A 9,329-nucleotide genomic window follows, 5' to 3' on the forward strand; every position below is an offset into this window, starting at 1 on the left:
AGAGAGGCCGAATGCTCTCCATCCAGAACCTGGTGAAGGTGTACCCCTCCGGTGTGACGGCCCTGCGCGGGCTGGACCTGGAGGTGCCGCGCGGCATGTTCGGCCTGCTGGGCCCCAACGGAGCGGGCAAGTCCACGCTGATGAAGATTCTCGCGGGCCTGCTCGAGCCCACCTCGGGAGAGCTGCGGCTGGGCGACATCGACCTGGTGCGCCAGCCCGAGCGGCTGCGGCCCCACCTGGGCTACCTACCGCAGGAGTTCGGTTTCTACCCGTACCTCACCGGCGAGCAGATGCTGCTGTACCTGCTGCGCCTCAAGGGTGTCAGCGCGCCCCGGGGCCTCAAGCACCTGTGCGCCGAGCTGCTGGAGCGCGTCAACCTCACGTTCGCGGCGAAGCGCAAGGTGAAGGAGTACTCGGGAGGCATGCGGCAGCGGCTGGGAATCGCGCAGGCCATCGCGGGCAACCCCCGGCTGCTCATCGTGGACGAGCCCACGGCGGGACTGGACCCGGAGGAGCGGCTGCGCTTCTACCGGCTGCTGGCGGAGATGGCGGACGAGCGCGTGGTGCTGCTGTCCACGCACATCGTGGAGGACGTGGCCATGCTGTGCCCGCGCTTCGCGGCGGTGCGGCAGGGGCGGCTGGTGGCCATCACCAGTCCCACCGAGGCGAAGGCCGCCCTGCAGGGCACCATCTACGAGGGCACCGTCACCCTGGCGGGGCTCGCCGAGCTGCAACGCACCCGCCGAGTCACCCAGGGCGTGCTCTTCGAGGGACGCCACCGCGTGCGCCTGCACGAGCCGGGAGGCGACGTGCCCCCGGGCTTCGAGCGCGTCCCGCCCACGCTGGAGGACGCCTACCTGCTGCTGATGCAGGGCGTGGCCCCCACCGCCGCTCCGCCCGAGCGCGCTCGTGAGGTGGCGCCGTGAACCTCCAGCGCCTGGGCGCGGTGGTGCGCATGGAGCTGGGCCACCACCTGCGCCGGCCCCTCTTCTGGTTCCTCGTCCTCATCACCGTGCTGACGGTGTGGGGCCTGTCCTCGGGCAACGTGACCATCTCCGCGGGCGGCTCCCAGGTGGGCGGCAAGAAGGCGTGGATGACGTCCGAGTTCGCCGTGGGGCAGACGGTCATCTTCCTGGTGTTCCTCTGCACGTCCTTCTTCATCTCCGTGGCGGCGGGCATGAGCATCCCCTCGGACGACGAGTCGCGCGTGGGCCCGGTGCTGCACGCCACGCCCCTGACTCCCGGCGAGTACGTGTGGGGCAAGTTCCTCGCGGTGACGGTCACCTATGGCGTGTGGCTCTGCGGGCTGCTCGGCACGCTGATGTTCTTCCACCACGTGGCCCCGAGCGCCGCGAGCGTGGACTTCATTGGCCCCTTCGTCCTCCCCAACTACCTGAGACCCGCCCTCCTCTTCGGCGTGCCGCTCGTCCTCTTCCTCTCGGGCGTGGCGTTCGCGGTGGGCGCCGTGTTCCGCCGGCCGGTGCTCATCTACTTCCTGCCCGTGGCGCTGTTCTTCCTGTGCGGCTTCTTCCTCTGGTCCTGGTCACCGGGCTGGTTGGACCCACGCATCAACCGGCTCCTCATGGTGCTGGACCCGGCCGGCTTCCGCTGGCTGCTCGAGACGTGGATCAAGGTCGACCGGGGCGTGGACTTCTACAACACCTCGCCCATCGGCCTGGACGCGACGCTGCTCCTCAACCGCGTGCTCTACCTGGCGCTGGGACTGCTCGCGGTGGCGTGGAGCCAGCGGCACCTCGCGCGAGCGATGCACGGGGGCTCGCGCTCCGCTCGCCCGCGGGCCGTGCCCATGCCGGACACGGGCACCCCCTCCGAGTCCCTGCCCGTCATCGAGGTGACGGCGCCCCTGTCGTCGCTCGGCATGGAGGTGCGCGCACCGGGCCTGCTCTCCGGCCTGGCCACGGTGGCGGGCGCCGAGCTGCGCGGACTCCTGCGCCAGCCGGGCCTCTACCTCTTCACGCCGCTCATCCTGCTGCAGACCATCGAGAACACGCTGTACCAGGTGGGCTCGTTCGACACGCCGCTGCTCGCCACGCCGGGCCGCTTCGCGGTGGAGTCGATGGGCCAGGCCACGCTGCTCGTATGCCTGCTGCTGATGTTCTACACGGTGGAGTCGCTGGAACGGGAGCACGCCTGCGGCTTCGCCCCCATCCACGACGCGACACCTCTGCGCACCGCGTCCGTGCTGCTGGGCAAGGGGCTCGCCAATGGCGTGGTGGGCGTGGCCATCATGCTCGCGGTGGGCCTGGCCGGAGTGATCGCACAGCTCGCTCAGGGACGGGTGCCGCTGAACGTCGGGCCGTACCTGCTCGTCTGGGGACTGCTGCTGCTGCCCACCTTCCTGCTGTGGAGCGCGTTCATGCTGGCGGCACGCGCGCTGACGCGGGGCCGCTTCGGCGCGTACGGGCTCGGCCTGGGCGTGCTCGTCCTCACCGGCTACCTCTCCCTCACCCAGAAGATGACCTGGGTCTTCAACTGGCCCCTGTGGAGCGCGGTGCGGTGGACGGACCTCGGCGCCTTCCAGCTCGACCGGCCCGTGCTCGTCCTCAACCGGCTGGCGGCCCTGTCGCTCGCGGTCTTCTTCTTCGCGCTCGCCGTGCGCTTCGACCCCCGGCGCGCCTCGGATGCCGTCCTCACCCTGGGCCGGCTCCAACCCGCGGGCCTGTGGCGCGGGACGCTGCGGCTGCTGCCCGTGGCGATCGTGCCGCTCGCGCTCGTCATCGCGCTGAACGTGCAGGTGGACCGCGGCCACCAGGGAGACGCGGCGAAGAAGCGCGCCAAGGAGTACTGGCAGAAGAACCTGGCCACCTGGAAGGACGCGCCCCAGCCGGCCCTCGTGGACGTGGACCTGGACGTGGAGCTCGACCCCGAGGGTCAGGCCTTCACCACGCGCGGCACCTATACGCTCATCAACCGGCACGCCTTCCCACTGGAGCGCTATGCCCTCACGGGCGGAGACCACTGGGAGGACGTGCGCTGGACGGTGGATGACAAGGATTACGCCCCCGAGGACCGCTCGTGGCTGTATGTCTTCACGCCGGAGCAACCGCTGGCGCCGGGAGCCACCGTGCGTGTGGGCTTCCAGTTCCACGGGCACTACCCACGAGGAGTGAGCAAGAACGGTGGGAAGCAGAACGAGTTCATCCTGCCCGCGGGCGTGGTGCTCACCTCCGAGGGCCCGAGCTTCGCACCCGTCATCGGCTACCAGGACACCATCGGCATCGACGAGAAGGAGAACAAGTACGAGCCGAAGGTGTACGTGGGACGCTGGTACGACGGCGTCACCGAGGCGGCATGGGGAACGGGCACGCCCTACACCACGACGATGCGGCTGACGGGCCCTGCGGACTACACGCTCAACGGCGTGGGCACACGCGTGAGCGACGAAGTGAAGGACGGCCGCCGCGTGTCGGTGTGGAAGAGCGACTTCCCGGTGAACTTCTTCAACATCGTGGCCGGACGCTGGACGGAGGTGCGCGGCGAGGGCACGGTGATCTTCCACCACCCCGCTCACACCTACAACGTGGAGGAGATGAAGCAGGGGCTGGAGGCCTCACGCCGGTACTACTCGGAGTGGTTCCACCCGTACCCGTGGAAGGAATTGAAGCTCTCCGAGTTCCCCGGCCTGGCGCTGTACGCGCAGGGCTTTCCCACCAACATCACGTTCTCGGAGGACATCGGCTTCCTGACGAAGAGCGACCCGAGGGCCAACGCCGCGTTCCTCGTCACCGCGCACGAGGCCGCACACCAGTGGTGGGGCAACCTGCTGGTGCCGGGCAAGGGGCCTGGCGGAGACATCCTCTCAGAGGCCACTTCGCACTACTCCATGCTGAAGCTGATGGAGCAGGTGAAGGGCACGCACGTGCGGATGGAAACGGCGAAGCGGCTCGAGGAGCGCTACGCGAAGGGGCGGCGCGTGGACGGAGAGCGGCCTCTGGTGAAGAACGACGGCTCTCGAGAGGGGGACGTGACGGCGAAATACGACAAGGGCGGCTGGGTCTTCTGGATGCTGGAGGACCTGATGGGACGCGAGGCGTGCCACAAGGGAATCCAGGCCTTCATCCGCAAGTACCAGGGCAACGCGGACCACCCGGTGGTGGAAGACTTCGTCGAGCACATGCGCGCCTTCGCGCCGGACGCGGCCGCCTACGACGCCTTCGTGAAGCAGTGGTTCTTCGAGGTGAACGTGCCCGAGTACCGGCTGTCCGAGGGGACGGTGACGAAGGAGGGCGCGGAGTGGGTGACCACGGTGACACTGGAGAACGTGGGCACCGGGCGCATGCCCGTGGAGGTGGCGGCGGTGCGGGGCGAGCGCTTCGTCGAGCAGAAGGACAAGGAGGCCACCGGGGCCCCTGCCGGGCAGTCGCCGGACTACCACGACGCGCGAGCGAGGACGGTGCTGGGCCCCAAGGAGAAGGCCCAGCTCACGGTGCGCTCGGACTTCGAGCCCGAGCGGCTTGTGGTGGACCCGGACGTGAGGGTGCTCCAACTGCGGCGCGAGCAGGCCGTGCTGAAGCTGTGAGGCCTCGGGGCAGCGGGAAGCGAGAGCTCAACGCTTTCCGAACGCGGGCGCGACGGCTCGGGCGAACTCGGCGATGGAGCGCGCCGGCCGCCCGAGCAGCCGCGGCACCACATCGGTGACCAGGTCGCCCCAGTTCCTGCTGTAGGCGGCGAAGTAGTCGCCCAGCAGCGTCCGCGAGAACTCGTCCACGCCCGCCTGCGCCAGCTGCTGATCGAAAGCCTCGGCGGGAACCGGAACGTACTGGATGGGCCTGCCGAGCGCCTCGGTGAAGGCGGCCGCGACCTCGTGCATCGAGATGGAGCGCGGGCCCGTGAGCGTGTACGTCTTGTTCTCGTGACCCGGCGTGGTCAGCACGTGCGCCGCCACCGCCGCGATGTCGGCGACGTCGATGATCCCCATCCTACCGTCGCCCATGGGCAGATAGATGGCGCCCTCCTGGGCCACCGACTGCGCCGCCATGAACAGGTTCTGCATGAAGAAGTGCGGTTTGAGGATGGTGTAGGGGATGTTGGAGCGCTCGAGCTCGGTGTCGGAGAGCGCGTGCAACCGGCTGTTCACGGTCGGCGCATCGTGCGCCGCGCCAATGGCCGAGAGGCGGACCACGTGTTTGACGCCGCTCTGCCGCGCCGCCCACAGGGCACTCGAGTACTGCTGGGGCGCACGTGGTCCCGGCGGCGCGATGAGCATGGCGGAGTCGGCACCGTCGAAGACCTTGCCAAGCGTACGCGGCCGGTCAAGGTCCCCCTCCACGAGAGCAACGCCCTGAGCCGCCAGCGCCGCTGCCTTGTCGACGTTGCGGACCACGGCACGGACCTTGACGCCCGCGGAGGTGAGCAACGGAATGATCTGCGATGCCACGCTGCCCGTGGCGCCTGTGATGACGATGGTCTTGGACATGAGGAAGGTATGCGCCCCGGATGCGTCGTCCACAAGGTGGGAGGCCGTGGAAACATCGTCCATGGGATTGCACAATGCCCGCCATGGACCTGAATGCGATCTCGGTGTTCGCTCGTGTCGTCGAGGCAGGCAGTTTCACCGACGCCGCGCGCCGGTTGGAGATGCCGAAGTCGACGGTCAGCCTCCGTGTGTCGCAACTCGAGCAGACGCTCGGCGTGACGCTGCTCCACCGGACGACGCGGCGGCTCAGCCTGACCGAGGACGGGCGGCGCTACTACGCGGCCTGCACCCAGGCGCTGGCCGCGCTCGAGACGGCCGAGACCACGCTGACGCGCGCCCAGCGAGCACCACGGGGGACGCTGCGCATCACCGCCAGCGTGAACATGGGCCTGGGCATCATTGGAGATGTGATTGCCGGCTTCCTCGAGGAGCACCCGAACGTCGAGGTCGACCTGCTGTTGACCTCGCGCGTGGTGGACCTGCTCGCCGAGAACCTGGACATCGCGGTGCGCGCCGGACCCCTGCGCGACTCACGCATGAAGGCCCGGCTCGTCGGCACCTCGGTCTTCAAGCTCTACGCCAGCCCGGAATATCTGAAGGGCCGTCGGATGCCCACCCACCCTCACGAGCTGAAAGACCATGACTGCCTGCGCCTCACGTTCGCCACGGACAAGGCGCACGTCTACGACCTGCGCCACGGTAGGAAGCGAGTGCGCGTGCCCGTCCGAGGCCGCTTCTCCGCGAATGAGATCGGCGCCGTCCGCAAGCTCGCCGCGGCGGGCCTGGGCATCGCCTTCCTACCGGAGAGCTCGTGCATGGAGGAACTCCGGCGCGGCCGTCTGGTTCCGGTGCTACCCGAGTGGAGCTCCGAGAGCACACCCGTCCATCTGGTATTTCCGGCGCAGCGCTTCGTGGCGCCCAAGGTGCAGGCCTTCGTCACCTATGCGGCACGAGTGCTGAGCGGAGCGACGTGGGACCACCCGGAGCGTTGAGGGGTCGCGCTCAGGGCACTGGACGCTGCCCATGGCGCGGCGGCCGTCCGGTCAGTCCGGTGACCGCACGTGTCATCTGAGGCCTGCCCATGACGCGAGGAGTCGCTCTGGGCAGTGGACTACGACGCCACTCGCCCGTCAGCCCGTCCTCCCGAGGCCAGGACGCTCGCGGTGCGCACGCAAGGCACCCGGGCCAATACCTTCCTCGCCTTCCACGAGGTGGCCAGGAAGTTGTTGCGCGCCGTGCAGGTACCCGCCGGTGGGGCGGCGCGGGCGGCTCTCGAAGTGCGGTTGGAGGACGGCCGGCTCGTAGGCGGAGATTTAAAAGAGGTGTGGCGCACGGGCGAGGGGCCAGGAGGCAGCCCACGGCCGCTGTCGTCTGAAGTGGCGGGGCACCTGGTTCAAGCGCTGCTGCCCTTCACCGAGGGGCTGGGCCCGCGCACGGTGCGCGTCGTGCTGCGAGCCGAGCACCGGCTAGGAGAGGCACAGGCGCGGGGCCGGGTGGAGTCCGCACGGGTGGAGCGCCCGCCGCATGTGCCCGGACCGAGTTGGTACCTGTCCATGCACGAGGCCATCCTGCTGCGCTGGCGGGAGGGAGTAGTGGAGGGCTCGGCCTGGCTGGCTCAGCGGGGTGCCGAGGAACTGGCCCTGTGGTGCGCGTTGGGCATCATCGCGAAGGGCCTGGGCTTCTTCGCGACCGAGGGGCTGGAGTGGGTGACGAGGGCGCTGGGGCGAGACCCCGAGGTGGTGCCGGCTGGCTGCGCACCTCTCTCAAGCGCCTCTCCAAGGAAGAACAGGCGGCCTTCGAGCAGCTCTGGCAGAAGGTGGTGCTAGAGGGCGAGCAGGCCCTGAGCCGGAACGAGCGTATCCGCAGTTTGCAGAGAGCCTGGATAAACTCAGCGAGGAACTTCCCATCCATCATCGGCGTCCGCTCCAATACGCGCATCTCTTCCCGGATGAAAACATCAATGCCGGGGAGAACCTGGCGATGTTGCGGAAGTACGCTCATGACAGAGTCAGCTTTCTATGGGGGAGGTTTCGACAAGCCCGTCCCAATTCAACAGCAGACGAAGTGCGGCAAGCAGCCGAAATCATTGATAAGCAGTTCGAGCCCTGGTACCACCGTGTCGAGAATCCGCCAGGAGTGCTGAAGACCGCCGATGAAGCCAGGGAAGCCGCAATGCGCGAGCTGCAGCGCCGATTCCCTGGTCTAGAGTAAACGAGGAGCAACGATGGAGCCCATGGCTCAGCCCGGGTTGGAGCGGTTGTTGGAAGTATGCCGGCGTTTGAATCTGGGTCTGAGGACCTCGCCGCCCGCCCGTGAACCATTGAGGGCTGGGTGCTTGCTAGAGGGTGTCCCCTTCGATCCGGTACTGGCGAGCGTCTATGCACGCCTGGGGCACGCTGTTTTCGCCACCAAGGTCATGGGATGGGTGCTCACCCAGTCCAACGACGAGGCGCACAGGCTGGAGGAGAACAACAAGCGGTGGCGGGAGGAATGGTGGAAGGTGCTGGGGGAACCCGTGATTGTTTTCGGTGGTGATGCGGGAATGGCCTACACCTATGCCACCGTACCTGGCCTCGCGGATGAGCAGGGAAAGCAGCCCGTGGTGCGCGTGGATACCTATGAATACGAGCCCTACGTCATGCCCATCGCCTCGAACGTGGACCGCTTCTTTGACAGTTACTCGCGTTACCTGGAAGCGCTGGTTGCAGACCCCTTTTACCAGAAGTCAGGAGACACGGATCTCATCTTTCCCTGGCATGCAACCGAGATTCTCGCGCAGGATGAGCGCTTGGTGGAATTGATGCGCGCGGGGCGCTTCGACTCATTGATGAAGAACGTGGACGACGTGACACGCCGCTGGGCAGCCAAGGTGATGGGTACGCACGTGTGACCGATTGAGCGCAGTGAGCGACGGAACTGATTCCCTGGTCTCGACCAGATGAGCATAACCATGTGGGGTCGTTCGGAGTATGCCATCGCGCCCCGACAACCACGAACGAGCACGCGAGGGGAGCGGCACACGGCAGCCGCAGAGTTCTGACTTGAGAAGGGCGCCCAGGGCGGTAGCGGTGCCAGCGGGCGCGCTCTCACTGAAGGGGTGCTGGGTATCCAGACCGCTCGCGCCCCGACTGGTGCCCCCGGCATCGCCCCGGTTAGCCGCCGTAGCCGTCGGAGCCGATGCAGCCTGCCGCAGCAGCCCCGGCACGGGACCCCGCACCGGAGCGCGAGCTGCACGTTCAACAGGACCCCGCCAGCCGCACACTGCCCGGCTTGGGGATGGCCGCAGGCTGGACGACGACAACAAGCCCCCCCCTGGCACAAGGGAGTTCCTCCCGAGGAGTACCCGCAGGAGGTCTTTGAGCGACTCGGAAGGACAGTCAAGCAACGTGCCGCCGCCAGGTCGGTTTTGGCGACCTGGACGTCCGTCTGTGGACCATGATGCGCTCGGCCCTCAGCGGCGGCGCGCCTCTGCGGCACGCTCCACCAGCTCCTTTTGAAGAAGCATCCGGCAAACGCGCTCGTGTGGGATGATGCCTGGAGCAACAGCTACACCCCCAAGGGCGAGACCGGCCCGGCAAGCGTGGCTGTGAGGCTGGGCCTCGTGAACCCCGGCGCCGAGCCCTGGACGCTGGCGGGGACGGCGTTGGTGGACTCGACGGGGGAAGAGGTGGAGCTTGCCACATGGCAACAGGCACCCATCCCCGCGAATGGTGCCGGTGCCGTCGTGGTGGGCATCGAGGGGACGCCCGCGCAGCTCGGTTGCCCCTGAGGCATCCCCTCATATAGCAAGCAGGCGAGGAAGCGCGTATCTGGCCATGTGGTTTGAGCAGTAGGGGCATGGATGTTACCGGAGAAGTGGGTACTCAAGCCATCAACGAACAGCAGGTGCATG

General features: G+C 67.8%; 7 protein-coding genes. 6 read left to right on the plus strand and 1 reads right to left on the minus strand.

The features are described 5' to 3' along the window. The first annotated feature begins 11 nt into the window (after positions 1-11). Complete coding sequence (locus tag DAT35_RS16030; protein WP_108067848.1) at positions 12-926, plus strand: ABC transporter ATP-binding protein; 915 nt, start codon at positions 12-14, stop codon at positions 924-926. Then, complete coding sequence (locus tag DAT35_RS16035; RefSeq protein ID WP_108067849.1) at positions 923-4,540, plus strand: M1 family aminopeptidase; 3,618 nt, start codon at positions 923-925, stop codon at positions 4,538-4,540. The genes DAT35_RS16030 and DAT35_RS16035 overlap by 4 nt, the downstream gene beginning before the upstream one ends. A gap of 27 nt (positions 4,541-4,567) precedes the next feature. On the opposite strand, the gene DAT35_RS16040 is transcribed toward DAT35_RS16035, so the two are convergent. Beyond that, positions 4,568-5,437, minus strand: a complete 870-nt coding sequence (locus DAT35_RS16040) for an SDR family oxidoreductase (protein WP_158501727.1) — start codon at positions 5,435-5,437, stop codon at positions 4,568-4,570. Positions 5,438-5,520: 83 nt separating this feature from the next. Between DAT35_RS16040 and DAT35_RS58170 the strand changes: the two genes are divergently transcribed. The 4 genes from DAT35_RS58170 to DAT35_RS16065 all read left to right on the plus strand — a co-directional run bounded on the left by DAT35_RS58170 (position 5,521) and on the right by DAT35_RS16065 (position 9,206). Next, positions 5,521-6,429, plus strand: a complete 909-nt coding sequence (locus DAT35_RS58170; RefSeq protein WP_158501728.1) for a LysR family transcriptional regulator — start codon at positions 5,521-5,523, stop codon at positions 6,427-6,429. 330 nt (positions 6,430-6,759) lie between these two features. After that, the gene (locus DAT35_RS16055; RefSeq protein WP_146209735.1) at positions 6,760-7,263 is read left to right on the plus strand and encodes a hypothetical protein; all 504 of its coding nucleotides are present in this window, start codon (positions 6,760-6,762) and stop codon (positions 7,261-7,263) included. Positions 7,264-7,661: 398 nt separating this feature from the next. Further along, on the plus strand, positions 7,662-8,327 hold the full coding sequence (locus DAT35_RS16060; RefSeq protein ID WP_146209736.1) for a hypothetical protein: 666 nt from the start codon (positions 7,662-7,664) through the stop codon (positions 8,325-8,327). Between the two features lie 603 nt (positions 8,328-8,930). After that, positions 8,931-9,206: a DUF2381 family protein gene (locus DAT35_RS16065; protein WP_108067854.1), complete on the plus strand. Its 276-nt coding sequence runs from the start codon at positions 8,931-8,933 to the stop codon at positions 9,204-9,206. The last annotated feature ends 123 nt before the right edge of the window (positions 9,207-9,329 follow it).

The organism is Vitiosangium sp. GDMCC 1.1324, from assembly GCF_003044305.1.
In the GTDB taxonomy this organism is placed as follows: Bacteria; Myxococcota; Myxococcia; order Myxococcales; family Myxococcaceae; genus Archangium.

Excerpts from the sequence above, each read along its gene's own strand:
- DAT35_RS16040 (WP_158501727.1), bottom strand. The coding sequence starts at position 5,437 with ATGTCCAAGACCATCGTCATCACAGGCGCCACGGGCAGCGTGGCATCG.
- DAT35_RS16060 (WP_146209736.1), top strand. The coding sequence starts at position 7,662 with ATGGAGCCCATGGCTCAGCCCGGGTTGGAGCGGTTGTTGGAAGTATGC.
- DAT35_RS58170 (WP_158501728.1), top strand. The coding sequence starts at position 5,521 with ATGGACCTGAATGCGATCTCGGTGTTCGCTCGTGTCGTCGAGGCAGGC.
- DAT35_RS16030 (WP_108067848.1), top strand. The coding sequence starts at position 12 with ATGCTCTCCATCCAGAACCTGGTGAAGGTGTACCCCTCCGGTGTGACG.